37 protein-coding genes are annotated in these 24,582 nt (G+C 39.8%); all 37 read right to left on the reverse strand.

Features of this window, described 5'->3' with window-relative positions; genetic code table 11:
* Positions 1-119: 119 nt before the first annotated feature.
* Positions 120-482: a 50S ribosomal protein L17 gene (gene rplQ, locus M1D60_RS22765; protein WP_456277061.1), complete on the reverse strand. Its 363-nt coding sequence runs from the start codon at positions 480-482 to the stop codon at positions 120-122.
* 110 nt (positions 483-592) lie between these two features.
* Complete coding sequence (locus tag M1D60_RS22770) at positions 593-1,537, reverse strand: DNA-directed RNA polymerase subunit alpha (RefSeq protein WP_456277062.1); 945 nt, start codon at positions 1,535-1,537, stop codon at positions 593-595.
* A gap of 182 nt (positions 1,538-1,719) precedes the next feature.
* Entirely contained in the window at positions 1,720-2,109 is a 390-nt protein-coding gene (gene rpsK / locus M1D60_RS22775; RefSeq protein ID WP_456277063.1) for a 30S ribosomal protein S11, read from the reverse strand.
* Between the two features lie 20 nt (positions 2,110-2,129).
* On the reverse strand, positions 2,130-2,495 hold the full coding sequence (gene rpsM, locus M1D60_RS22780) for a 30S ribosomal protein S13 (RefSeq protein WP_456277064.1): 366 nt from the start codon (positions 2,493-2,495) through the stop codon (positions 2,130-2,132).
* Positions 2,496-2,513: 18 nt separating this feature from the next.
* Complete coding sequence (gene rpmJ / locus M1D60_RS22785) at positions 2,514-2,627, reverse strand: 50S ribosomal protein L36 (RefSeq protein ID WP_003156543.1); 114 nt, start codon at positions 2,625-2,627, stop codon at positions 2,514-2,516.
* A gap of 40 nt (positions 2,628-2,667) precedes the next feature.
* Positions 2,668-2,886 carry a translation initiation factor IF-1 gene (gene infA, locus M1D60_RS22790; RefSeq protein ID WP_163181858.1) on the reverse strand — a complete coding sequence of 73 codons (219 nt, stop codon included), beginning with the start codon at positions 2,884-2,886 and terminating at the stop codon, positions 2,668-2,670.
* The gene (locus M1D60_RS22795; protein ID WP_456277065.1) at positions 2,864-3,199 is read right to left on the reverse strand and encodes a KOW domain-containing RNA-binding protein; all 336 of its coding nucleotides are present in this window, start codon (positions 3,197-3,199) and stop codon (positions 2,864-2,866) included. Before M1D60_RS22795 ends, infA begins: the two co-directional genes overlap by 23 nt.
* A 16-nt stretch (positions 3,200-3,215) precedes the next feature.
* Positions 3,216-3,962, reverse strand: coding sequence for a type I methionyl aminopeptidase (map, locus tag M1D60_RS22800; protein WP_456277066.1), 747 nt, complete (start codon positions 3,960-3,962; stop codon positions 3,216-3,218).
* The gene (locus tag M1D60_RS22805) at positions 3,959-4,612 is read right to left on the reverse strand and encodes an adenylate kinase (RefSeq protein WP_456277067.1); all 654 of its coding nucleotides are present in this window, start codon (positions 4,610-4,612) and stop codon (positions 3,959-3,961) included. The genes map and M1D60_RS22805 overlap by 4 nt, the downstream gene beginning before the upstream one ends.
* A 53-nt stretch (positions 4,613-4,665) precedes the next feature.
* Complete coding sequence (secY, locus tag M1D60_RS22810) at positions 4,666-5,961, reverse strand: preprotein translocase subunit SecY (RefSeq protein ID WP_456277068.1); 1,296 nt, start codon at positions 5,959-5,961, stop codon at positions 4,666-4,668.
* Positions 5,961-6,401, reverse strand: a complete 441-nt coding sequence (gene rplO / locus M1D60_RS22815) for a 50S ribosomal protein L15 (RefSeq protein WP_456277069.1) — start codon at positions 6,399-6,401, stop codon at positions 5,961-5,963. The genes secY and rplO overlap by 1 nt, the downstream gene beginning before the upstream one ends.
* A gap of 33 nt (positions 6,402-6,434) precedes the next feature.
* On the reverse strand, positions 6,435-6,617 hold the full coding sequence (rpmD, locus tag M1D60_RS22820; RefSeq protein ID WP_163181864.1) for a 50S ribosomal protein L30: 183 nt from the start codon (positions 6,615-6,617) through the stop codon (positions 6,435-6,437).
* 13 nt (positions 6,618-6,630) lie between these two features.
* The gene (rpsE, locus tag M1D60_RS22825) at positions 6,631-7,131 is read right to left on the reverse strand and encodes a 30S ribosomal protein S5 (RefSeq protein ID WP_456277070.1); all 501 of its coding nucleotides are present in this window, start codon (positions 7,129-7,131) and stop codon (positions 6,631-6,633) included.
* Positions 7,132-7,149: 18 nt separating this feature from the next.
* Complete coding sequence (gene rplR, locus M1D60_RS22830; RefSeq protein ID WP_456277071.1) at positions 7,150-7,512, reverse strand: 50S ribosomal protein L18; 363 nt, start codon at positions 7,510-7,512, stop codon at positions 7,150-7,152.
* 32 nt (positions 7,513-7,544) lie between these two features.
* Positions 7,545-8,081 carry a 50S ribosomal protein L6 gene (gene rplF, locus M1D60_RS22835; RefSeq protein ID WP_456277072.1) on the reverse strand — a complete coding sequence of 179 codons (537 nt, stop codon included), beginning with the start codon at positions 8,079-8,081 and terminating at the stop codon, positions 7,545-7,547.
* A gap of 31 nt (positions 8,082-8,112) precedes the next feature.
* On the reverse strand, positions 8,113-8,511 hold the full coding sequence (gene rpsH / locus M1D60_RS22840) for a 30S ribosomal protein S8 (protein ID WP_456277073.1): 399 nt from the start codon (positions 8,509-8,511) through the stop codon (positions 8,113-8,115).
* A 31-nt stretch (positions 8,512-8,542) separates the two neighbouring features.
* Positions 8,543-8,728 (reverse strand): type Z 30S ribosomal protein S14, encoded by a 186-nt coding sequence (locus M1D60_RS22845; RefSeq protein ID WP_053217608.1) that lies wholly within the window; start codon positions 8,726-8,728, stop codon positions 8,543-8,545.
* A 36-nt stretch (positions 8,729-8,764) separates the two neighbouring features.
* Positions 8,765-9,304, reverse strand: coding sequence for a 50S ribosomal protein L5 (gene rplE, locus M1D60_RS22850; RefSeq protein ID WP_456277074.1), 540 nt, complete (start codon positions 9,302-9,304; stop codon positions 8,765-8,767).
* A gap of 22 nt (positions 9,305-9,326) precedes the next feature.
* On the reverse strand, positions 9,327-9,638 hold the full coding sequence (gene rplX, locus M1D60_RS22855; RefSeq protein WP_246945560.1) for a 50S ribosomal protein L24: 312 nt from the start codon (positions 9,636-9,638) through the stop codon (positions 9,327-9,329).
* A gap of 50 nt (positions 9,639-9,688) precedes the next feature.
* The gene (gene rplN, locus M1D60_RS22860) at positions 9,689-10,057 is read right to left on the reverse strand and encodes a 50S ribosomal protein L14 (RefSeq protein ID WP_163181870.1); all 369 of its coding nucleotides are present in this window, start codon (positions 10,055-10,057) and stop codon (positions 9,689-9,691) included.
* A gap of 43 nt (positions 10,058-10,100) precedes the next feature.
* Entirely contained in the window at positions 10,101-10,364 is a 264-nt protein-coding gene (rpsQ, locus tag M1D60_RS22865) for a 30S ribosomal protein S17 (protein ID WP_456277075.1), read from the reverse strand.
* Positions 10,365-10,389: 25 nt separating this feature from the next.
* A complete protein-coding gene (rpmC, locus tag M1D60_RS22870; protein ID WP_149221290.1) occupies positions 10,390-10,587 on the reverse strand; it encodes a 50S ribosomal protein L29 in 198 nt (65 codons plus the stop codon).
* Positions 10,577-11,011, reverse strand: coding sequence for a 50S ribosomal protein L16 (gene rplP, locus M1D60_RS22875; RefSeq protein WP_456277076.1), 435 nt, complete (start codon positions 11,009-11,011; stop codon positions 10,577-10,579). The genes rpmC and rplP overlap by 11 nt, the downstream gene beginning before the upstream one ends.
* Positions 11,012-11,013: 2 nt before the next feature.
* Positions 11,014-11,670 (reverse strand): 30S ribosomal protein S3, encoded by a 657-nt coding sequence (gene rpsC / locus M1D60_RS22880; RefSeq protein WP_456277077.1) that lies wholly within the window; start codon positions 11,668-11,670, stop codon positions 11,014-11,016.
* 3 nt (positions 11,671-11,673) lie between these two features.
* Positions 11,674-12,015, reverse strand: coding sequence for a 50S ribosomal protein L22 (rplV, locus tag M1D60_RS22885; RefSeq protein ID WP_456277078.1), 342 nt, complete (start codon positions 12,013-12,015; stop codon positions 11,674-11,676).
* A gap of 17 nt (positions 12,016-12,032) precedes the next feature.
* Positions 12,033-12,311, reverse strand: coding sequence for a 30S ribosomal protein S19 (gene rpsS / locus M1D60_RS22890; protein ID WP_163181875.1), 279 nt, complete (start codon positions 12,309-12,311; stop codon positions 12,033-12,035).
* Between the two features lie 57 nt (positions 12,312-12,368).
* Positions 12,369-13,199 carry a 50S ribosomal protein L2 gene (rplB, locus tag M1D60_RS22895; RefSeq protein WP_456277079.1) on the reverse strand — a complete coding sequence of 277 codons (831 nt, stop codon included), beginning with the start codon at positions 13,197-13,199 and terminating at the stop codon, positions 12,369-12,371.
* 27 nt (positions 13,200-13,226) lie between these two features.
* Complete coding sequence (gene rplW / locus M1D60_RS22900; RefSeq protein ID WP_456277080.1) at positions 13,227-13,514, reverse strand: 50S ribosomal protein L23; 288 nt, start codon at positions 13,512-13,514, stop codon at positions 13,227-13,229.
* Positions 13,514-14,137, reverse strand: a complete 624-nt coding sequence (rplD, locus tag M1D60_RS22905) for a 50S ribosomal protein L4 (protein ID WP_456277081.1) — start codon at positions 14,135-14,137, stop codon at positions 13,514-13,516. The genes rplW and rplD overlap by 1 nt, the downstream gene beginning before the upstream one ends.
* 26 nt (positions 14,138-14,163) lie before the next feature.
* A complete protein-coding gene (gene rplC, locus M1D60_RS22910) occupies positions 14,164-14,787 on the reverse strand; it encodes a 50S ribosomal protein L3 (protein ID WP_456277082.1) in 624 nt (207 codons plus the stop codon).
* 36 nt (positions 14,788-14,823) lie between these two features.
* Complete coding sequence (gene rpsJ / locus M1D60_RS22915; protein WP_456277083.1) at positions 14,824-15,132, reverse strand: 30S ribosomal protein S10; 309 nt, start codon at positions 15,130-15,132, stop codon at positions 14,824-14,826.
* A gap of 695 nt (positions 15,133-15,827) precedes the next feature.
* A complete protein-coding gene (gene tuf, locus M1D60_RS22920; protein ID WP_456277084.1) occupies positions 15,828-17,018 on the reverse strand; it encodes an elongation factor Tu in 1,191 nt (396 codons plus the stop codon).
* Between the two features lie 139 nt (positions 17,019-17,157).
* The gene (gene fusA, locus M1D60_RS22925; protein ID WP_456277085.1) at positions 17,158-19,236 is read right to left on the reverse strand and encodes an elongation factor G; all 2,079 of its coding nucleotides are present in this window, start codon (positions 19,234-19,236) and stop codon (positions 17,158-17,160) included.
* Between the two features lie 125 nt (positions 19,237-19,361).
* Positions 19,362-19,832: a 30S ribosomal protein S7 gene (gene rpsG / locus M1D60_RS22930; protein WP_456277086.1), complete on the reverse strand. Its 471-nt coding sequence runs from the start codon at positions 19,830-19,832 to the stop codon at positions 19,362-19,364.
* A 44-nt stretch (positions 19,833-19,876) separates the two neighbouring features.
* Entirely contained in the window at positions 19,877-20,299 is a 423-nt protein-coding gene (gene rpsL / locus M1D60_RS22935; protein ID WP_456277087.1) for a 30S ribosomal protein S12, read from the reverse strand.
* 113 nt (positions 20,300-20,412) lie between these two features.
* A complete protein-coding gene (locus M1D60_RS22940; protein ID WP_456277088.1) occupies positions 20,413-20,661 on the reverse strand; it encodes a 50S ribosomal protein L7ae-like protein in 249 nt (82 codons plus the stop codon).
* A gap of 100 nt (positions 20,662-20,761) precedes the next feature.
* The gene (gene rpoC, locus M1D60_RS22945) at positions 20,762-24,400 is read right to left on the reverse strand and encodes a DNA-directed RNA polymerase subunit beta' (protein WP_456277089.1); all 3,639 of its coding nucleotides are present in this window, start codon (positions 24,398-24,400) and stop codon (positions 20,762-20,764) included.
* Positions 24,401-24,582: the final 182 nt, after the last annotated feature.

Genomic DNA, 24,582 nt, shown 5'->3' on the forward strand with positions numbered 1-24,582 from the left:
TTCCCTCCGACTATCAGCATAACTTTTCATTCATCATATGTATAAAATACCAAAAAAACAAAAAAGGGCATAGATCCAGTTTAGAACTGACCCGCCCTTTAGTAGTGATGTTTATAATATTACACTAATTCAATAATCACCATTGGTGCACCGTCTCCACGACGTGGTCCAAGCTTAAGGATACGTGTATATCCACCTTGACGTTCTGTGTAACGAGGTGCGATGTCACCGAATAGCTTTTGAATAGCGTCTTGGTTAGTTTCTTCGTTCGCTACTTCATGACGGATGTAAGCAGCTGCTTGACGACGTGCATGTAAGTCTCCACGCTTACCTAATGTAATCATCTTTTCAACAACTGATTTTAATTCTTTCGCTCTTGCTTCAGTAGTTTCGATACGCTCGTTGATGATTAAGTCAGTAGCTAGGTCACGAAGTAAAGCTTTACGTTGAGCACTTGTACGCCCTAATTTCTGATATGCCATCGGAAGTTCCCTCCTTTTGTTGAAATCTCTGTATCTTTTAGAAGAACTAAAGTCCCCTTTAAGCTCCTCGAATAATAGGCAATAACTAGTATAATAAAGTTGAAGCTAGATTAGTCATCCTTGCGAAGGCCTAAACCTAATTCTTCAAGCTTATGTTTTACTTCCTCAAGCGACTTGCGTCCGAGGTTACGAACCTTCATCATATCTTCTTCGGTTTTATGTGCAAGTTCTTGTACGGTATTAATACCAGCACGCTTTAGGCAATTGTAAGAACGAACTGATAAATCAAGTTCTTCAATTGTCATTTCAAGCACTTTTTCCTTTTGGTCCTCTTCTTTTTCTACCATGATTTCAGCATTTTGAGCCTCATCAGTCAGACCAACAAAAATATTAAGATGTTCGGTTAAAATTTTAGCCCCAAGTGCAACTGCCTCTTTTGGACCAATGCTTCCATCTGTCCATACATCAAGAGTCAGCTTGTCGAAGTTAGACACTTGACCTACACGTGTGTTCTCAACTTGATACGTAACACGTGAAACTGGTGTGTAGATTGAATCAATTGGAATAACTCCAATTGGCTGATCTTCTCTCTTGTTTAAATCAGCAGGTGTGTATCCTCTACCACGTCTTGCTGTCAAACGCATACGAAGAGTAGCGTCCTTTGAAAGTGTCGCGATATGAAGATCAGGATTTAAGATTTCTACATCACTATCATAAGTAATGTCAGCAGCAGTGACTGTTCCATCACCCTGCACATCAATCTCTAAAGTCTTTTCGTCATCTGAATAGATTTTAAGAGCTAATTTCTTAAGATTTAGGATGATCGTAGTAACATCTTCCACGACACCTTCAATAGTTGAGAACTCATGCTGTACACCGTCTATTTGTATAGCAGATACAGCAGCACCAGGTAGTGAGGATAATAGTATACGACGTAAGGAGTTACCCAAAGTTGTACCATATCCACGCTCAAGTGGTTCCACGACAAATTTACCATACTTGGCATCATCGCTGATTTCAACCGTTTCGATTTTTGGTTTTTCAATTTCGATCATTTATAAACCCTCCTCCAAAACGTCGAAACCCCGGCTAGACAGTAAGTCTAACCGAAATTCCCCATTAGGCAGTTCCCGTTTTGCGCACAACAACTTGATCAATTGTTTCTAATGAATGTATCTACAAAAATATTGTATCATATCCCATTATAGACAGGGTTTCAAAATCTATACAGAAAAAATTAAACGCGACGACGTTTTGGCGGACGGCAACCATTATGAGGTACTGGAGTTACGTCCCTAATCGCTGTTACTTCAAGACCTGCTGCTTGAAGAGCACGGATCGCTGCTTCACGACCTGCACCTGGTCCTTTAACAGTAACTTCTAAAGTTTTTAAACCATGTTCCATTGCAACCTTCGCAGCAGCTTCAGCAGCCATTTGAGAAGCGAATGGAGTTGATTTACGTGAACCCTTGAAGCCTAGTGCACCAGCACTCGACCATGATAATGCATTTCCGTGGGAATCAGTAATAGTTACAATCGTGTTGTTAAATGTAGAACGGATATGAGCTATACCAGTCTCGACATTCTTTTTAACACGACGCTTACGTGTATTCGTTTTACGAGCCATCGATCATTTACCCTCCTTTACTATTTCTTTTTATTTGCTACAGTACGACGTGGACCCTTACGAGTACGCGCGTTATTTTTCGTATTTTGACCACGAACTGGTAAGCTACGACGGTGACGTAAACCGCGGTAAGAACCAATTTCGATTAGACGCTTAATGTTTAATGAGATTTCACGACGAAGATCTCCTTCAACCTTTAAACGGTCAATTGCATCACGGATTTTTCCTAATTCATCTTCTGTAAGATCACGAACACGAGTATCTTCAGAAACACCAGCTTCAGCAAGTACCTGCTGAGCAGTTGTTTTACCGATTCCAAAGATATAAGTTAAGGAAATTACAACACGCTTATCACGTGGAACATCAACACCTGCAATACGTGCCATTAGTGCACCTCCTTCAAATTAACCTTGTTTTTGCTTATGTTTTGGGTTTTCACAAATAACCATGACTTTACCTTTTCGGCGAATAACTTTACATTTTTCGCAAATCGGCTTTACGGATGGTCTCACTTTCATCTTTTAAACCTCCTTAATAGTACGGAGTGCTGAGTGTATTTTATTTAAAACGATACGTAATTCGACCACGAGTTAGATCGTATGGTGATAATTCAACTGTAACCTTATCACCTGGTAGTATACGTATAAAATGCATGCGGATTTTACCTGAAACATGAGCCAGCACAACGTGACCGTTTTCTAACTCAACTTTAAACATTGCATTAGGCAATGTATCTATGATGGTACCTTCAACTTCAATTACATCGTCTTTCGCCATCAACAAGCTCTCCCTTCTCCAAATCAGCAATCTGCTCACTGACAAACTTTGTCAAAGCATATCGAAGCTTTCCGTTTGTCACACGACCTGATTCACTTATACTGCTCTGAACTTCCGGAGAAACGTCTTCAAATAATTCAAGATGGTTAATATTCTTCTTTTTAGGTTTATCGTATTTTCGCTTATCACCATCAGCGATTAATACAAACCGTTCGTCCAGAATTCGTATTATTATAGCATACTGTCCTACATCTCTGCCTTGTGTAATAGAGACAAACTGACCTATTCGTGGACTAGAATCAGAATCACTCATCCTTTACCACCTTCACTTAGGCTTTTGTTAATATTTCACAACCTTCTTCTGTGATTGCAATGGTATGTTCGAAGTGAGCACAACGTTTACCATCAACAGTCACAACTGTCCAGTCGTCTTGTAATGTTTTAACATAGCGGCTACCAGCATTCACCATCGGTTCAATAGCTAAAACCATTCCTGGCTTTAATCTTGGCCCTTTACCAGGAGGACCATAATGCGGGATTTGAGGATCCTCATGTAGCTCTTGACCTACACCGTGACCTACATATTCACGAACTACGGAAAACTGATTAGCTTCCACGTACTCTTGAATAGCGTGAGAAATGTTTGTCAAGCGCACTCCCGATTTAGCTTCCTTTAATCCTAAGTAGAGGGACTCCTCGGTTACATCTAATAAACGCTGATCCTCTTCAGATATGGTTCCTACACCGTAAGTCCATGCGGAATCACCGTGGTAACCATTGTACTTCGCACCGATATCAATGCTGATAATATCGCCATCCTGTAACACTCGACCACCAGGAATACCATGAACAAGTTCTTCATTCACAGAAGCACATATACTACCTGGAAAACCACTGTAACCCTTGAAAGAAGGAATTGCATCATATTGACGAATCAATTTTTCAGCAACAGCATCTAATTCAAGTGTTGAGACTCCAGGTTTAATATGCTTTTTCAACTCTTGGTGAGTTAAGGCTACAATACGACCTGCTTCACGCATTATATCAATCTCGCGAGGCGTTTTACAAATGATCATTTGCTAATGCCCCCAAGGTATTCATTAATATCTGCAAAAACATCTTCAATTTCTTTCTCACCATTAATTGTACGTAGATAACCTTTACCTTCATAAAAATCTAATAATGGTTTCATCTGCTTTGTATTAACTTCTAGACGGTTGCCAACTGTTTCGGCATTATCGTCTTCACGTTGATACAATTCTCCTCCACACTTGTCACAAACACCATCAACTGCAGGAGGATTGAAAACTAAATGATACGTAGATCCACAGTTTTTACAGATTCGTCTTCCAGTAAGACGATCCATTAGTAGACCTTGATCTACATGGATGTGAATTACATAATCTATTGTACGTTCTAGTTGGTTTAATAAATCTTCTAATGCTTCTGCTTGAGCCACTGTACGTGGAAAACCATCAAGAAGAAAACCTTTCTTACAATCATCTTTGCCTAAGCGCTCACGAACAATACCTATTGTTACTTCATCCGGTACTAGCTGTCCCTGATCCATAAATGACTTTGCTTTTAATCCTAATTCAGTTCCTTCTTTAATAGCGGTACGGAACATATCACCCGTAGAAATATGAGGGATATTGTACTGTTCTACTATTTGTTCAGCTTGAGTGCCTTTTCCAGCTCCCGGTAAACCCATTAGTATTAAATTCATTTATATTCTCCCCCATCAGTCATTATAAGGAAGTGGGAATATACTTCCCACACCTATTGCTTAATAAAGCCTTTATAATGCCTTTTCACAAGTTGACTTTCTAGCCCTTTCATTGTCTCAAGTGCAACACCTACGACAATAAGTAAACTAGTTCCCCCAATTTGTGCTGAAGGTGGTAAATTAGCAAAGTTAATGAAGAAAACAGGTAGAACAGAAATAACTGCTAAGAATAATGATCCTACAAAGATTAGACGATATAGTATCTTAGTTAAAAACTCTTGCGTATTTCTTCCTGGGCGAATACCCGGAATATAACCACCTTGCTTTTTCAGATTATCAGACATTTGTTCAGGATTTACTTGTACAAATGTGTAGAAATAAGAGAAAGCAATGATTAGTGCAACATAGATAATCATTCCGACCGGTTTTGTATAATCAAAGGTGTTGGTAATCCAAGTTGTCACATCATTGGTTCCAAAAAACGAAGCAATCGTTGGTGGAGTAATGATAAATGAAACAGCAAAGATTACTGGAATAACACCTGCTGCGTTAACTTTTAAAGGAATATGAGAAGATTGTCCTCCAACCGGGCTATTACCAACCAGTTTTTTTGCATATTGTACTGGTATTTTACGAATTGCCTGTTGAATAAAGATAACACCTACGATAATTGCTAGTACTGCGATTAACAGAATAAGTACTGTTACAATATTTAGGAACAGTTGATCTCCTGGATTTTCAAATTGCTGAGCATAAATCTGGTTGACTGTCGTTGGAATAGCAGCCACAATCCCTGCAAAAATCAAAATGGAAATCCCATTCCCTACCCCTTTAGCAGTGATTTGTTCACCAAGCCACATTAAGAAGGCAGTTCCTGCTGTTAATACAGTTGCAATAAACAAATAGGTTAGAATACTTGGGTTCTGGATCAATTGACCGCCTGCTAGATTATTAAATCCAATCGACATCCCAATAGCCTGGATAAATCCAAGTACAATTGTACCATATCGGGTAAACTGAGCTAGTTTACGACGCCCTACTTCTCCTTGCTTTGACCATTCAGTAAACTTAGGGACAACATCCATCTGTAATAATTGTACAATGATGGATGCTGTAATATAAGGCATAATACCCATAGCAAATATTGAGAAGTTTTGTAGAGCTCCTCCACCAAATGTATTAAGGATTCCGAATACATTTAGTTCATCCTGAACCTTTAACACTTCTGCCTCTACTCCAGGTACCGGAATAAATGTTCCGATTCTGAATACAACAAGCATCAGTAAGGTAAAAATGATTTTATTTCTAATATCACTCACGCGCATAAAATTGGAGATTGTCTGAAACATTAAACCACCTCAGTTTTACCGCCAGCCGCCTCAATCGCTTCCTTTGCTGAAGAAGAGAATTTATGAGCCTTAACAGTAAGTTTCTTTTCTAGCACACCTTTTCCAAGGATTTTAACGCCAGCTGTATACTTGCTGATCACACCAGTTTCTAATAAAAGTTCTGGAGTAATTTCAGTTCCTTCTTCAAATCGATTAAGAGTATCTAAGTTAACAATCGTAAACTCTTTACGATGGATGTTAGTGAATCCACGCTTTGGAAGACGTTGGAATAATGGTGTTTGACCACCTTCAAATCCTGGACGAACTCCACCACCAGAACGAGCATTTTGACCTTTATGACCTTTACCGGAAGTCTTACCTTGACCAGTACCAATACCACGTCCTAGACGTTTACGTTCCTTACGAGAACCCTCAGTTGGTTTTAATTCATGAAGTTTCATTTGGGCACCTCCTTATTATAGCATTATATAGGATTATTGTTCTTTTACAGTAACAAGGTGAGATACTTTGTTAATCATTCCGCGAATCGCAGCATTATCTTCGTGAACAACTGTTTGGTGCATCTTGTTTAAACCTAAAGTCTTAACAGTTACACGTTGATTCTCTGGACGACCAATTACACTGCGAGTGAGGGTAATTTCTAATTTGTTTGCCATGATAATTCCCTCCTTATCCTAACAGTTCTTCTACCGTTTTGCCACGTAGCTTTGCAACATCCTCGGCACGCTTAAGTTCTTTTAAACCATTAATAGTAGCACGAACCATATTGATTGGTGTGTTAGTACCTAATGATTTAGATAGGATATCACCAACACCAGCTAATTCTAATACCGCACGAACTGGTCCACCAGCGATAACCCCAGTACCTTCAGAAGCAGGTTTTAAAAGAATATTACCAGCTCCGAATTGACCAATTACTTGGTGAGGAATTGTTGTACCAACCATAGGTACAGTTACTAAGTTTTTCTTTGCATCTTCGATAGCCTTACGGATAGCATCTGGCACCTCTTGCGCTTTACCAGTTCCAAATCCAACATGACCATTCTTATCACCTACAACCACTAGAGCAGCAAAGCGGAAACGACGTCCACCTTTAACAACTTTTGCTACACGGTTTACGGCAACTACACGTTCTTCTAGTTCCAATTTGTTTGGATCAATGCGACGCATGTATGTCCCTCCTTTATTTTAGAATTCAAGACCTGCTTCACGAGCAGCATCTGCTAAAGCTTTAACACGTCCGTGGTATAAATATCCACCGCGGTCAAATACTACTGAGCTAACTCCTTTTTCAATCGCACGCTTTGCTACAAGTTCACCTACAGCCTTTGCTGCATCAGCGTTACCAGTTGAATCTACAGAAAGCTCTTTATCTAAAGTAGATGCACTTGCAAGTGTTACAGAATTAGTGTCATCAATTACTTGTGCATATATATGTTGATTAGAACGGAACACATTAAGACGTGGGCGTTGAGCCGTACCTGTTAACTTAGAACGTACTCGTGCATGACGTTTTTTACGTGTCGAATTTTTATCTGGTTTCGTAATCATTCAGGTCACTCCTTTCTCTTACCTATTGATCATTACTTCGCAGTCTTACCTTCCTTACGACGTACAAATTCACCTTCATAGCGAATACCTTTACCTTTATAAGGCTCTGGTGGACGAACGTCGCGGATATTAGCTGCTAACGCACCAACGCGCTCTTTATCAATACCCTTAATTGTAATCTTTGTGTTAGCAGGAACTTCGATTTCAATTCCTTGCTCAGGTGTGATTTCAACTGGATGTGAGTAACCTACGTTAAGTACTAGCTTGTTACCTTGCTTAGAAGCACGGTAACCAACCCCTACTAACTCAAGTCCTCTAGTATATCCATTTGTTACACCCTCAACCATGTTACCAAGCAAGCTAGCTGTAGTACCATGTAGAGATCTATGTTCTTTGTTATCAGAAGGACGTACTACTGTTAACACGTTATCTTCAAGTTTAATTTCCATATCTGGGTGGAACGTACGAGTTAATTCTCCCTTAGGTCCCTTAATTGTTACTGTGTTATTGTTATTAGTTACAGTAACACCAGCTGGAATCTCAATTGGTTTTTTACCGATACGAGACATTCTGTTTTCACCTCTCTTTTCTTACAAGTGATTACCAAACGTATGCAAGTACTTCTCCGCCTACTTGCTTCTGGCGAGCTTCCTTATCAGTGATAACACCGTTAGAAGTTGACACGATTGCGATACCAAGTCCATTAAGTACACGTGGCACTTCATCTGCCTTCGCGTATACACGTAGACCTGGCTTACTGATTTTCTTTAATCCAGTAATAACACGTTCGTTATTAGCTCCGTACTTAAGGAAAATACGTAAAATACCTTGTTTGTTATCTTCTACGAATTCGACATCACGAACGAAACCTTCACGCTTTAAAATATCAGCGATTTCTCTCTTCAATTTTGATGCAGGGATTTCTAATTTCTCGTGACGAACCATGTTCGCATTACGAATGCGAGTAAGCATATCTGCAATTGGATCTGTCATGACCATTGAATTTTACCTCCTTCCCAACCTTTGAGTATTACCAACTAGCTTTCTTAACACCAGGAATTTGCCCCTTATAAGCAAGTTCACGGAAACAAATACGGCAAAGTTTAAATTTACGAAGTACTGAGTGTGGACGTCCGCAACGTTCGCAGCGTGTATACTCTTGAACCTGAAATTTTTGTTTGCGCTTTTGCTTTGCAATCATCGATTTTTTAGCCACAGTTTCGCCTCCTCTTCATTAGTTGGCATCTATCTATTACTTTTGGAACGGCATTCCAAATTGAGTGAGTAGTTCACGAGCCTCTTCATCTGTATTCGCAGTTGTAACGATAACAATATCCATACCTCTTACTTTTGATACTTTATCATAATCAATTTCAGGGAAGATTAATTGTTCCTTTACACCTAACGTGTAATTTCCACGTCCATCAAAAGATTTCTTTGAAATCCCACGGAAGTCACGTACACGTGGTAAAGATACTGAGACTAGCTTATCAAGGAATTGATACATTTTCTCTCCACGAAGTGTAACCTTTGTTCCGATTGGCATACCTTCACGAAGACGGAAGCCAGCAATTGATTTCTTTGCTTTTGTTACAACTGGCTTTTGACCAGTAATTGTTGTTAATTCTTCAACAGCTGTGTCTAATGCCTTTGCGTTTGCAACAGCATCACCAACACCCATGTTGATTACGATCTTTTCAAGTTTTGGAACTTGCATAACTGATTGATAATTGAACTTACTCATAAGAGCAGGAGTAATTTCGTTGTTAAATTTCTCTTTTAGGCGGTTCATTCCATTGACCTCCTTTCACACGTTATTTATCTAAAGATTGGCCTGATTTTTTTGCAACACGCACTTTTTTTCCATCTACTAATTGATATCCTACTCTTGTCGGCTCACCGCTCTTTGGATCTAACGGCATTACATTAGATACATGAATCGCTGCCTCTTGGCTAATGATTCCCCCTTGAGGGTTTGCTTGTGATGGTTTCGAATGCTTCTTTACCACGTTTACTCCTTCAACAAGGACGCGGTTCTTCTTTGGAAAAGCTTCAAGGATCACACCTTGTTTACCTTTGTCTTTTCCGGAGATAACCTGTACTTTATCGCCTTTTTTCACATGCATCGATCGTGCACCTCCTCTAACAAGGCATCTTTTATTTTTTGAAGCATATATTATAGAACTTCCGGAGCTAGTGATACAATCTTCATGAAGTTGTTATCACGTAGTTCACGTGCAACTGGTCCAAAGATACGTGTACCACGAGGACTCTTGTCATCACGAATAATTACACATGCATTTTCATCAAAACGAATATATGAACCATCTTTACGACGAACACTGCTCTTCGTTCTTACTACTACTGCTTTAACAACGTCACCTTTTTTAACAACGCCTCCTGGTGTTGCTTGTTTCACTGTAACAACGATCACATCACCAATACCTGCAGTCTTTCTTCCAGAACCACCAAGTACTTTAATCGTTAACACTTCACGAGCACCAGAGTTGTCAGCTACCTTTAAACGACTCTCTTGTTGAATCATACTATGAAACCTCCCTTCGGAATAAACATGATCCGAACATTAATTAGATAATTACTGCTTTCTCAACAACCTCTACAAGGCGGAAACGTTTCGTCGCAGATAAAGGACGAGTTTCCATTATACGTACGATATCGCCTAATTTTGCTTCATTTAACTCATCATGAGCTTTGAATTTCTTAGAGTATTTAACACGCTTACCGTATAGAGTATGTTTTTTATAAGTTTCAACTAGAACCGTTACTGTTTTATCCATTTTGTCAGAAACAACACGTCCAGTGTAAACCTTACGTTGGTTACGCTCAGTCATTCAGCAAACCTCCTCTCAGGGTTGATTATTTAACGCTTAGCTCTCTTTCACGCACTACAGTTTTCATACGAGCGATTGATTTGCGTACTTCGCGAATGCGAGCTGTGTTTTCTAATTGACCAGTAGCTAATTGGAATCGAAGATTAAACAATTCCTCTTTAAGTGATTTCACTTTTTGTTCAATTTCGGCAGTGGTTAGATCACGGATTTCATTAGCCTTCATTAGATTCACCACCAATTTCTTCACGTTTTACGAACTTAGTCTTAATTGGGAGCTTATGTGCAGCAAGTCTTAGTGCTTCGCGAGCAACCTCTTCAGATACACCGGCAATTTCAAACATGATCTTACCAGGCTTTACTACTGCTACCCATCCTTCTGGAGCACCTTTACCAGATCCCATACGTACTTCCAAAGGCTTTGCTGTATAAGGCTTAGAAGGGAAAATCTTAATCCAAACCTTACCACCACGCTTCATGTAACGAGTCATCGCGATACGCGCTGCTTCGATTTGACGGTTAGTAATCCAAGATGCTTCAAGTGCTTGTAATCCATATTCACCAAAGTGTACTTCCGTACCACCTTTAGCACGCCCGCGCATTTTTCCACGGTGTTCTCTACGGTATTTCACACGTTTAGGTAATAACATAATTATTTTCCTCCTTCCGCTTCTTTCTTTCTAGTAGGAAGGACTTCACCACGATAGATCCATACTTTTACGCCTAGCTTACCGTATGTTGTGTCAGCTTCTGCTGTTGCATAATCGATATCAGCGCGAAGTGTATGAAGTGGAACAGTTCCTTCACTGTAAGACTCAGAACGAGCGATGTCAGCACCACCAAGACGACCAGATACCATTGTTTTAATACCTTGAGATCCTGCTCTCATAGCACGTTGAATCGCTTGCTTTTGGGCACGACGGAATGATACACGGTTTTCAAGTTGGCGAGCAATGTTTTCAGCAACTAGTTGTGCATCAAGATCGGCTCTCTTAATTTCCATAATGTTGATATGAACTCTTTTGTTTGTTAACTGGTTAAGAGCTTTACGAAGTGCTTCTACTTCAGAACCGCCCTTACCGATTACCATACCTGGCTTAGCTGTGTGAACTGTAATGTTTACACGGTTTGCCGCACGTTCAATTTCAATCTTTGATACTGATGCATCTGTTAAACGCTTTGAAACGTATTCACGGATTTTAATATCTTCATGTAATAGATCTGCATAGTCCTTACCAGCGTACCATTTTGATTCCCAATCACGAATGATACCAACTCGCAGACCGACCGGATTAACCTTTTGACCCACAGCTTATCCCTCCTTCTTTTCTGATAGTACGATTGTAATGTGACTCGTACGTTTATTAATTGCACTTGCACGACCCATCGCACGTGGACGGAAACGCTTCAGTGTAGGACCTTCGTCTACAAATGCTTGTGCAACTACTAAGTTATTAACTTCCATTTCATAATTATGTTCAGCATTCGCCATTGCAGAGTTTAATACCTTCTCAACAACTGGAGATGCAGCTTTTGGTGTATGGCGTAGAATTGCAATTGCTTCGCCTACTTGCTTTCCTCGAATTAGATCAACTACTAAGCGTACTTTACGAGGAGCAATACGAACTGTTCTAGCTATTGCTTTCGCTTGCATCGAGATGCCTCCTCTCATTAACGTCTTGTTTTCTTATCGTCACTATCGTGACCTTTGTACGAACGTGTAGGTGCAAATTCACCTAATTTATGTCCAACCATGTCCTCAGTAACATAAACTGGCACATGTTTACGGCCATCATAAACAGCGATTGTATGACCAATGAATTGCGGGAAAATAGTAGAGCGACGAGACCAAGTCTTAATAACTTGCTTTTGTCCTGCCTCAGTCATTTTCTCAACTTTGCTCATTAAATGATCATCCACAAATGGTCCTTTTTTCAAGCTGCGACCCATATTTGACCCTCCCTTTGAATTCGAGCTACGGTTCTAGTGAACCGTAGTGCAAATCCGTTATTTTTTACGACGACGAACAATAAACTTATCAGACTTGTTTTTCTTCTTACGAGTCTTGTAACCAAGTGTCGGTTTGCCCCATGGAGTCATAGGAGACTTACGACCGATTGGAGAACGACCTTCACCACCACCGTGTGGATGGTCATTAGGGTTCATTACAGATCCACGTACTGTTGGACGCTTGCCTAACCAACGAGAACGACCTGCTTTACCAATCTTGATTAGTTCGTGTTGCTCGTTCCCAACTTGACCTACAGATGCACGACAAGTAGCAAGAATCATACGAACTTCACCAGAAGTTAAACGTACTAATACGTATTTACCTTCTTTACCTAGTACTTGTGCAGATGAACCAGCAGAACGTACTAACTGTCCACCTTTACCAGGCTTAAGCTCGATATTGTGAATAACTGTACCTACTGGAATATTAGCTAATGGTAATGCGTTACCTACTTTGATATCCGCTTCAGTTCCTGAAGTGATTTCCATTCCTACTTTTAGACCTTTAGGAGCTAGGATATAACGCTTTTCTCCATCAACGTAATTAATTAACGCAATGTTTGCCGAACGGTTTGGATCGTATTCGATCGTAGCAACGCGTCCTGGTATACCATCTTTGTCGCGTTTAAAATCGATAATACGGTATTGGCGCTTATGTCCGCCACCTTGATGACGTACAGTAATTTTACCTTGGTTATTACGACCAGCCTTTTTGCTTAATGGTGCTAGAAGTGATTTTTCCGGCTTATCCGTAGTAATTTCAGCAAAGTCAGAAGCTGTCATTCCACGACGACCATTAGAGGTTGGTTTATACTTTTTAATCGCCATTTTCGTTTCCCTCCTTATCTTTAAAAATTATACTTCAAAGAATTCTAATTCTTTGCTTTCAGCAGTTAGCTTAACGATCGCTTTCTTACGACGTGGAGTATATCCACTGTGACGACCCATACGCTTAAACTTACCTTTATAGTTTTGTACATTTACTTTTTCAACTTTAACGTTAAAGATTTCTTCAATCGCATCTTTAACTTCAGTTTTATTAGCTCTTACATCCACTTCAAACGTGTACTTCTTTTCTGCCATTAGATCAGCAGAACGTTCAGTAATCACGGGGCGCTTAATAATATCACGAGGATCTCTCATTATGCAAGCACCTCCTCTACTTTTTCCACCGCAGCTTTTGTTAATAAAAGCTTATCGTGGTTTAGTACATCTAATACATTAATTCCGTCTGCAGCAACTACTGTTACTCCAGGAAGATTACGCGCAGCTAAAGTAACAGCTTCGTTAAAGTCACCAGTAACGATTAAAGCCTTACTATCCACGTTTAAACCTTTTAATACTGATACCATTTCCTTTGTCTTTGGAGCAGCAAGTGCTAGGTTATCAAGTACTAAAATGTTTTCTTCACGTACTTTTGTAGATAACGCAGATTTAATAGCTAAACGACGTACCTTTTTAGGTAATTTAAAGCTATAGCTTCTTGGTGTCGGTCCGAATACGATACCACCACCACGCCATTGTGGAGAACGGATTGACCCTTGACGAGCACGACCAGTTCCTTTTTGACGCCATGGCTTACGTCCACCACCACGTACTTCAGAACGATTCTTTACTTTATGAGATCCTTGACGTAAGGAAGCTCTTTGCATGATCACAGCTTCGAATAATACACTTTCATTCGGCTCTATTCCGAATACAGTATCATTTAATTCGATATCTCCTACTGTTGAACCAGTTTGGTTATACAATGCAACTTTCGGCATTTGTACTCCTCCTTTCTTGTAGATATTTATTTAGATTTTACTGAGCTTTTAACAGTAACTAGAGCTCTTTTAGCACCCGGAACATTACCTTTAATTAATAGAAGGTTACGTTCAACGTCTATTTTAATGATTTCTAGGTTTTGTACGGTAATTTGCTCTCCACCCATTTGTCCAGCTAGCTTTTTACCTTTAAATACACGGTTTGGAGCTACTGGTCCCATTGAACCTGGGCGACGATGGTAACGAGAACCGTGTGACATTGGTCCACGTGATTGTCCATGACGCTTAATAACACCTTGGAAACCTTTACCTTTTGAAATTCCTGTAACATCTACTGCTTCGCCTTCAGCGAAAATACTAACATTGACTTCCTGACCAACTTCTAATTCAGAAGTTCCACGTAATTCACGGATGAAGCGCTTAGGAGCAGTGTTTGCTTTAGTAGCATGGCCCTTTTGCGGCTTATTTGCGCGATTTTCTTTAAGGTTGTCAAAGCCTAATTGTACTGCTTCATAACCATCAGTCTCTGCAGTTTTCTTTTGTAACACCACGTTTGGTGCTGCCTCAACTACAGTTACAGGGATTAAGTTGCCATTTTCAGTAAACACTTGCGTCATACCGAGCTTTCTACCTAAGATTCCTTTGGTCATTCGTCACACCTCCTACTTTCTTTTCATTTATGTTTATTAAAGTTTAATTTCGATGTCTACACCAGACGGTAGATCTAATCTCATTAGAGAATCAACCGTTTGTGGCGTTGGATTAATGATGTCGATTAAGCGCTTATGAGTACGCATTTCGAATTGCTCACGAGAATCCTTGTACTTATGAACCGCACGAAGAATTGTGTATATAGACTTTTCAGTCGGTAACGGAATCGGACCTGAAACAGTTGCACCAGATCGCTTTGCAGTTTCAACAATTTTCTCTGCTGATTGGTCTAGAATTCTGTGATCATACGCCTTTAAACGGATACGAATTTTTTCTTTTGCCATTATTTTCCCTCCTTTTCGCCTATTTGGAATAGACAGTTCTCATCGGAAATTTCCTTACACTCGCCATGGCAAAGCGGCCGGGTGTATCAGCAACCTTCCAAATCATCGCAGTCAAAGACCAACATTGTCTATTATATAAAAAAATAATCTTGAATGCAAGAAAAACATGAATAATTTCTGTTCTTACGCACTTGAATATTATATCTTTTAAACTTACGAGATGCAAGTTGATATGAATATTTATAAAATAGCAGTTTTTTCTATTTAGATAATCAGTATATATATAGAAGAAACAGAATTATTTATTGAATTTAAGATTACTTGGAAGTAAGGGAATATCCAGTATTAGAATGCATTTAAGTTATTTAGTATAACAGTGACTTTCATAGTTATATCAGCGACAATTAGTGATTTATCGGCAACTTTATTATTATATCAGCAACAATTAGTGTTTTATCGGCTACTTCATTATTATACCAGCAACAATTAGTGTTTTATCGGCTACTTCATTACTATATCAGCGACTTTTAGTCTTTTATCAGCAACTCCCAAATCTACTTCAATATTCAATCATCCAATGCAGTTCCAAAACTATTCCAATCAGATCAGCAGAACCAGCATCCCCTAATATCAGAATTCATTCGGAAAAAAAGAACAGATACACAATTGTGTATCTGTTCTTTTTACTTTATATATTACTCTTGAATCGAAGCTACTACTCCAGCACCTACAGTACGTCCACCCTCACGGATAGAGAACTTAGTACCTTCTTCAACTGCGATTGGAGCAATTAGTTCAACAGTCATTTCGATGTTGTCACCAGGCATAACCATTTCTACGCCTTCTGGAAGATTACAAATACCAGTAATGTCAGAAGTACGGAAATAGAATTGTGGACGGTAGTTAGTGAAGAATGGAGTATGACGTCCACCTTCTTCTTTAGAAAGAACATAAACTTCCGCTTTGAACTTTGTGTGTGGAGTAATAGTCTTAGGCTTAGCTAAAACTTGTCCACGCTCGATATCTTCACGTGCAACACCACGAAGTAATGCACCAATGTTATCTCCAGCTTCTGCATAATCAAGAAGCTTACGGAACATTTCAACACCAGTTACAGTAGTTGACTTAGGCTCTTCAGTGAAACCAACGATTTCTACTACGTCACCAACTTTAACTACTCCACGCTCTACACGACCAGTAGCAACTGTTCCACGACCTGTGATTGAGAATACATCCTCAACAGGCATCATGAATGGCTTCTCTGTGTCACGCTCAGGAGTTGGGATATAACTATCTACAGCTTCCATAAGCTCATAGATTTTAGCTTCCCACTCAGCTTCTCCTTCAAGAGCTTTAAGAGCAGAACCACGGATTACAGGAGTGTCATCTCCAGGGAAGTCGTATTCAGAAAGAAGGTCACGAACTTCCATTTCAACTAATTCTAGTAATTCTTCGTCGTCTACCATATCACACTTGTTTAAGAATACTACAAGGTGAGGTACACCTACCTGACGAGATAATAGGATGTGCTCACGAGTTTGTGGCATTGGACCATCAGTTGCAGATACAACTAGGATTCCGCCGTCCATTTGAGCAGCACCAGTGATCATGTTCTTAACATAGTCAGCATGTCCTGGGCAGTCAACGTGTGCATAGTGACGGTTATCAGTTTCGTACTCAACGTGTGCAGTTGAGATTGTGATACCACGCTCTCTTTCTTCAGGAGCAGCATCAATTTGATCGTAGTTCATTGCAGTTCCTCTTCCGTATTTCTTATGAAGAGTGATAGTGATAGCTGCAGTTAATGTAGTTTTACCATGGTCAACGTGTCCGATTGTACCAATGTTAGCATGTGGTTTTGAACGGTCGAATTTCTCTTTACCCATTTCGAAAATCCTCCTTAAGATAGATGAAATTTTACTACTCATTATATAAGTATGTAATGTTTTGAAAGGGTCTTGTATATACAAGACCACTTTCAAGTCTTACATAAGTAGTTATACTTTAGAATGCGGTGAAAATCAATTATTCACCTTTATTTTTTTTAATAATTTCTTCTTGGATAGACTTTGGAACATCTTCGTAGTGATCAAAGTGCATTGTGAATACTCCGCGACCTTGAGTATTTGAACGAAGTGATGTTGCATATCCAAACATCTCAGAAAGTGGAACCATTGCACGCACTACTTGTGCGTTACCACGAGCTTCCATACCCTCTACACGTCCACGACGTGAAGTGATACCACCCATGATATCTCCCATGTATTCTTCTGGGATTACAACTTCTACCTTCATGATTGGCTCTAATACGACTGGACTACATTTTGAAGCAGCAGCTTTAAGTGCCATTGAAGCAGCAATCTTAAACGCCATTTCAGATGAGTCAACATCATGGTAAGAACCGTCAAATAACTTAGCTTTGATATCAACAAGTGGGAATCCAGCTAATACACCATTTTGTAGCGCATCTTCTAGTCCAGCTTGTACTGCAGGGATGTATTCACGCGGAACAGTACCACCCACAACAGCATTTTCGAATTCAAAGCCTTTACCTTCTTCGTTAGGAGCGAACTCAATCCAAACGTGTCCATATTGTCCACGTCCACCTGATTGACGTGCAAACTTACCTTCTACAGATGCAGAACCACGGAAAGTTTCACGGTAAGCAACCTGAGGAGCACCTACGTTAGCTTCTACTTTAAACTCACGTCTCATACGGTCAACTAGGATATCAAGGTGAAGTTCACCCATACCCGCGATAATCGTTTGACCAGTCTCTTGATCAGTGTGAGCTCTGAAAGTAGGATCTTCTTCCTGAAGCTTTTGTAGAGCAGTTGTCATCTTATCTTGGTCACCTTTAGATTTAGGTTCAACAGACAACTGAATTACAGGCTCAGGGAAGTTCATTGATTCTAGGATAACTAGAGATTTCTCATCACATAGTGTATCACCAGTAGTTGTATCTTTCAAACCTACAGCTGCAGCGATATCTCCTGAGTGTACGATTGAAATTTCTTCACGGCTGTTAGCATGCATTTGTAGGATACGTCCTACACGCTCACGCTTACCTTTTGTAGAGTTTTGAACATATGACCCAGAGCTTAATGTACCAGAGTACACACGGAAGAACGTTAACTTCCCAACATAAGGATCTGTCATAACTTTAAACGCTAGTGCTGCAAACGGTGCTTCATCACTTGAAGGACGTGTAACTTCTTCCTCAGAATCAGGAAGCGTACCTTTTATTGCTGGTACGTCTAATGGTGATGGAAGGTAGTCAATAACAGCATCTAACATTTTTTGAACACCTTTGTTTTTGAAAGCTGAACCACAAATTACTGGATAAAATTCAACGCTTAAAGTACCTTTACGAATCGCTGCTTTTAGCTCTTCGTTAGAGATTTCTTCTCCACCAAGATATCTTTCCATTAAATCTTCATCTAATTCAGCAACTGCTTCAATTAGCTTTTCACGGTATTCTTGAGCTTGATCCATATATTCTTCTGGAATATCACCAACTTGAATATCTGTACCTAAATCATTACCGTAGAAAGTTGCAGTCATTTCTACTAGGTCAATGATTCCTTCGAATTGATCTTCAGCACCAATAGGTAATTGAATTGGAGCAGCGTTAGCATTTAGACGATCATGAAGGGTTCCTACAGAATATAAGAAGTCAGCACCAATTTTGTCCATCTTGTTTACGAATACAACACGTGGTACACCATATGTTGTTGCTTGACGCCAAACTGTTTCAGTTTGTGGTTCTACTCCAGACTGAGCATCAAGAACTGCTACAGCACCATCAAGTACACGTAATGAACGCTCAACTTCAACTGTGAAGTCTACGTGTCCTGGTGTATCGATGATGTTAACACGGTGTCCCTTCCACTGTGCAGTTGTTGCTGCAGAAGTGATTGTGATCCCACGTTCTTGTTCTTGCTCCATCCAGTCCATTTGAGATGCACCTTCATGAGTTTCACCAATCTTATGAATACGACCTGTATAATAAAGAACACGCTCAGTAGTCGTAGTTTTACCAGCATCAATATGTGCCATGATACCGATATTACGAGTATTTTCTAAGGAGAACTCTCTTGCCATTTGGTCTTTCTCCTTCCATTTATTATTATTAGTTTTTTTTTAAGTATAAACTGCTTTCAAAAAGCTTAGGAAAAGAGCCAATGAGTATATCTCCTAGCTCCCTTCCAACTTTCCGAATATCAATCCTACCAGCGGTAGTGAGCAAACGCTTTGTTTGCTTCTGCCATTTTATGCATATCTTCACGCTTCTTAACAGATGCTCCAGTGTTATTAGCTGCGTCTAAGATTTCATTTGCTAAGCGTTCTTCCATAGTCTTTTCTCCACGAAGACGTGAATAGTTTACTAAGTAACGAAGACCTAGTGTAGTACGACGATCTGGGCGAACTTCGATCGGCACCTGATAGTTAGCTCCACCTACACGGCGTGCCTTTACTTCAAGTACAGGCATTACATTTTTCATTGCTTGTTCGAACACTTCCATTGCTTCCTTACCAGAACGCTCTTGAACTAATTCAAAAGCTTTGTAAAGAATGGCTTGAGATTTACCTCTCTTACCATCAACCATCATACGATTGATTAGGCGTGTTACTAGCTTTGATTTATAAATCGGATCTGGTAATACGTCTCTCTTTGCTACAGGACCTTTACGTGGCATGTTATGTCCCCCTTTCTCAATTGTTATTCATATTTTGAAGAAAATTACTTTTTAGCTGCTTTTGGTCTCTTTGTTCCATACTTAGAACGACCTTGCATACGCTTGTCTACACCAGCAGTGTCAAGCGCACCACGAACGATGTGATAACGTACCCCTGGTAAGTCCTTTACACGACCACCACGGATTAACACAACGCTGTGTTCTTGTAGGTTATGTCCAATCCCAGGAATATACGCTGTAACCTCGATACCGTTTGTTAAACGTACACGAGCATATTTACGTAATGCTGAGTTTGGCTTCTTTGGTGTCATTGTACCTACACGAGTACAAACACCACGCTTTTGTGGAGAAGATAAGTTTGTTTGTACCTTCTTGAAGCTGTTATAACCTTTATTTAATGCAGGAGATTTAGATTTTTCAACCTTGCTCTCGCGTCCTTTACGAACTAACTGATTAATTGTTGGCATTTTTTGTTTTCCTCCCTTCACTTTAAGTCCACATACCCAGGTGGTTCACACTTGGGCAAAAACAAAGTTTTTGTAGAACAATACAGTGTTGCATCGTTCCACAAAAACAGGTTTTAATTAATGATTGCTACCGTCGCAGCCCCTACTTCTATTCCACAAGCTTTACCAAGCTTTTTCATAGAATCAACATTCGTAATAGATACCTGTTGCTCCTTTGCTGTCTGTATTACTTTGTGAGTAACACGGGGATCAGCATCGACAGCTACTACAATCTCTCTTACTTCACCGTTTTTAAGGGCTTTTATGGTCTGCTTTGTTCCTACAATTATATTGTAAGCCTGCGACACTTTTTCATAAGACATTCTCATATCCTCCAAAGTAACAGGTTTTTAGAAGCACCTTGGATATAGTAACATTCTAACACATTAAATGTCAACTATTTGTTGGGTGAAAAACCCCATTTTATTGAAGTGCATTCTCTGCTTCTGGTTGAGACACACCTTCTGGAAGACTTCCATCCGGGTTAAATTCCTCATCATTAGCGGTTACTGGAATAACTTTTCGGTAACGCGCCATTCCTGTTCCGGCTGGAACTAGCTTACCAATAATTACATTTTCCTTTAATCCTAGTAACTCGTCACGCTTACCTTTAATCGCTGCATCTGTTAGGACACGAGTCGTTTCTTGGAAGGAAGCTGCTGATAAGAATGAGTCTGTTTCAAGAGACGCTTTTGTAATACCTAGTAAAACTGGTCTACCTGTAGCTGGCTGTTTACCTTCTAAAAGGACCTGCATATTAGCTTGAGTGAATTGATGTACATCAAGTAATGAGCCTGGTAATACATCCGTTTCACCAGCATCCATTACACGAATCTTTCTAAGCATTTGACGTACCATTACCTCAACGTGCTTATCACCAATTTCAACACCCTGCATACGATAAACTTTTTGTACTTCTTTTAGTAAGTATTCTTGAACCGCAGTGATGTCTTTTACTTTTAAAAGTTCTTTCGGATCAATTGAACCTTCCGTCAGCTCTTGACCACGTTCGATCTTTTGTCCTTCTGTAACCTTTACGCGTGCACCAAATGGAGCCGTGTATGCTTTTGATTCAACTTCACCTTGGATCGTAATTTCTTGCTTATCACGAGAATCACTAATTGCTGAAACAACACCATCAATCTCAGAGATAATCGCTTGCCCCTTTGGATTTCTCGCTTCAAACAACTCCTGGATACGAGGTAAACCTTGAGTAATATCGTCCCCGGCAACCCCACCAGTATGGAATGTACGCATCGTTAACTGTGTACCTGGCTCACCAATTGATTGCGCTGCAATAATTCCTACTGCTTCTCCAACTTCAACCTCTGAACCAGTCGCAAGATTACGTCCATAACACTTCTTACACACACCATGACGTGTATTACATGTAAATGCCGAACGGATGCGAACTTGTTCGATACCAGCTTCTGTAATGATACGAGCGAAATCTTCAGTAATTAAACCATTTTCCTCGACAATTACTTCATTTGTTTCAGGATGTTTAATTGGTTTTCTTGCATATCTACCAATTAAACGCTCATCTAAACGTTCAATTACTTCAGTTCCATCTTTTAACGCTGCAACTAGTAACCCTCTATCTGTGCCACAGTCATCTTCACGGACAATAACATCTTGCGCAACGTCTACGAGACGTCTTGTTAAGTACCCTGAGTCAGCTGTTTTAAGTGCTGTATCGGCAAGACCTTTACGAGCACCGTGAGTGGAGATAAAGTATTCTAACACTGTTAATCCTTCACGGAAACTAGATTTGATCGGTAATTCGATGATACGACCAGCCGGGTTAGCCATCAGTCCACGCATACCAGCTAACTGTGTGAAGTTAGATGCGTTACCACGGGCACCTGAGTCAGACATCATGAAGATTGGGTTCAAGTGATCTAATGATTCCATTAGTTTTCCTTGAATTACATCCTTAGCAGCACTCCAGATCGAGATAACACGATCGTAACGCTCTTCATCTGTAATTAGACCACGTCTAAATTGCTTTAATACGTTATCCACTTTCCCTTGAGCTTCAGTGATGATGACTTCTTTTTCAGCTAATACGATAATATCAGATACACCAACAGTAATACCTGCTTTAGTTGAATATCTAAAACCTAGGTTTTTCATTCTATCTAGCATTTTAGATGTATCCGTAATCTTAAAGCGCTTGAAGACCTCTGCAATGATATTACCAAGAATCTTCTTCTTAAAAGGAGCAATCTCCTCACGAGAAGCAATTTCCTTCTTAATATCTGCACCCTTCTCAACAAAGTACTTAGTAGGCGTTTCCTTCTCTAAGTTATATTGAGTTGGCTCATTAATATATGGGAATGAATCAGGTAAAATCTCATTAAAGATTAATTTACCTACAGTTGTAACTAATAATAGATTTTTCTGTTCCTCAGTAAAGGTTTGGTTATTTAATGAACCAGCATAGACAGCCACACGTGTGTGTAGATGTACATATCCATTTTGGTAAGCAATTAATGCTTCGTTTGTATCTTTAAAGACCATACCTTCCCCGATTGCTCCAGCTCTTTCAAGGGTTAGATAATAGTTTCCTAATACCATATCTTGTGAAGGTGTAACAACTGGTTTACCATCTTTCGGGTTAAGGATGTTTTGTGCTGCTAACATTAATAAACGAGCTTCAGCTTGAGCTTCAGCAGATAGCGGAACGTGAACAGCCATTTGGTCACCATCAAAGTCAGCGTTATAAGCTGTACATACAAGTGGATGAAGTCGAATAGCACGACCTTCAACCAATGTTGGTTCAAATGCCTGAATTCCTAGCCTGTGAAGAGTTGGAGCACGATTTAATAGTACCGGATGCTCTCTAATTACAGATTCTAACACATCCCAGACATCTGGAGAGACACGTTCAATTTTACGCTTCGCACTCTTAATGTTATGAGCTAATCCACGTTCAACAAGTTCCTTCATAACAAAAGGCTTAAATAGTTCTAACGCCATTTCCTTAGGCAGACCACATTGGTACATCTTTAGGTTAGGTCCTACGACAATAACAGAACGACCTGAGTAGTCAACACGCTTACCTAGTAGGTTTTGACGGAAACGTCCCTGCTTCCCCTTCAGCATGTGTGAAAGTGATTTTAACGGTCTATTTCCTGGTCCTGTTACCGGTCTACCACGACGGCCATTATCAATTAACGCATCTACTGCTTCTTGTAGCATTCTTTTTTCGTTTTGCACGATTATGCTTGGAGCACCTAAATCTAATAGACGCTTCAGACGATTGTTACGGTTAATAACACGACGGTATAAATCATTTAAGTCAGAAGTCGCAAAACGACCACCATCTAATTGAACCATCGGACGAAGCTCTGGCGGGATTACGGGAAGTACATCTAGAATCATCCAAGAAGGCTCATTACCTGAGTTTCTGAAAGCTTCTAATACCTCTAATCGTTTAATAGCTCTTGTACGACGTTGTCCTTGTGCAGTCTTTAACTCTTCCTTTAGACCATTCACTTCTTTTTGTAGCTCAATATCTTGAAGAAGCTTTTTAATTGCTTCTGCACCCATTGATGCTTGGAATGACTGACCATACTTTTCACGGTATGCACGATATTCCTTTTCAGAAAGAAGTTGCTTTCTTTCTAAAGGTGTATCACCTGTTTCCGTTACAACGTAAGAAGCAAAATAAATAACTTCTTCAAGTGCACGAGGTGACATATCTAATACTAGGCCCATACGGCTCGGGATACCTTTAAAATACCAGATATGAGAAACTGGAGCAGCTAATTCAATATGACCCATACGTTCACGACGAACCTTTGCACGAGTAACCTCTACTCCACAACGATCACATACAACACCCTTATAACGAACACGCTTATATTTACCACAATGACATTCCCAGTCCTTTGTAGGTCCGAAAATCCGTTCACAGAACAGTCCATCTTTTTCTGGCTTTAACGTACGATAGTTAATAGTTTCAGGCTTCTTAACTTCCCCAAAAGACCAAGAGCGAATCTTGTCTGGTGAAGAAAGTCCAATCTTCATATATTCAAAGTTATTAACATCTATCAAGGGGCCTACCTCCCTTTATTTTACGTCAGACTTTTTGTATCTTCCTTCTGACCGTTTAACACATGAAACCATATTACTCACACATAAAATCAAATGCCTTTTTGATAGACGGGGAAAGAGAAATCTACTGATTTCTCCCCCATCCTTTTGAAATGACCCGATTACGTATCGTTTCTATATTG

The organism is Bacillus sp. AK128, assembly GCF_053903075.1.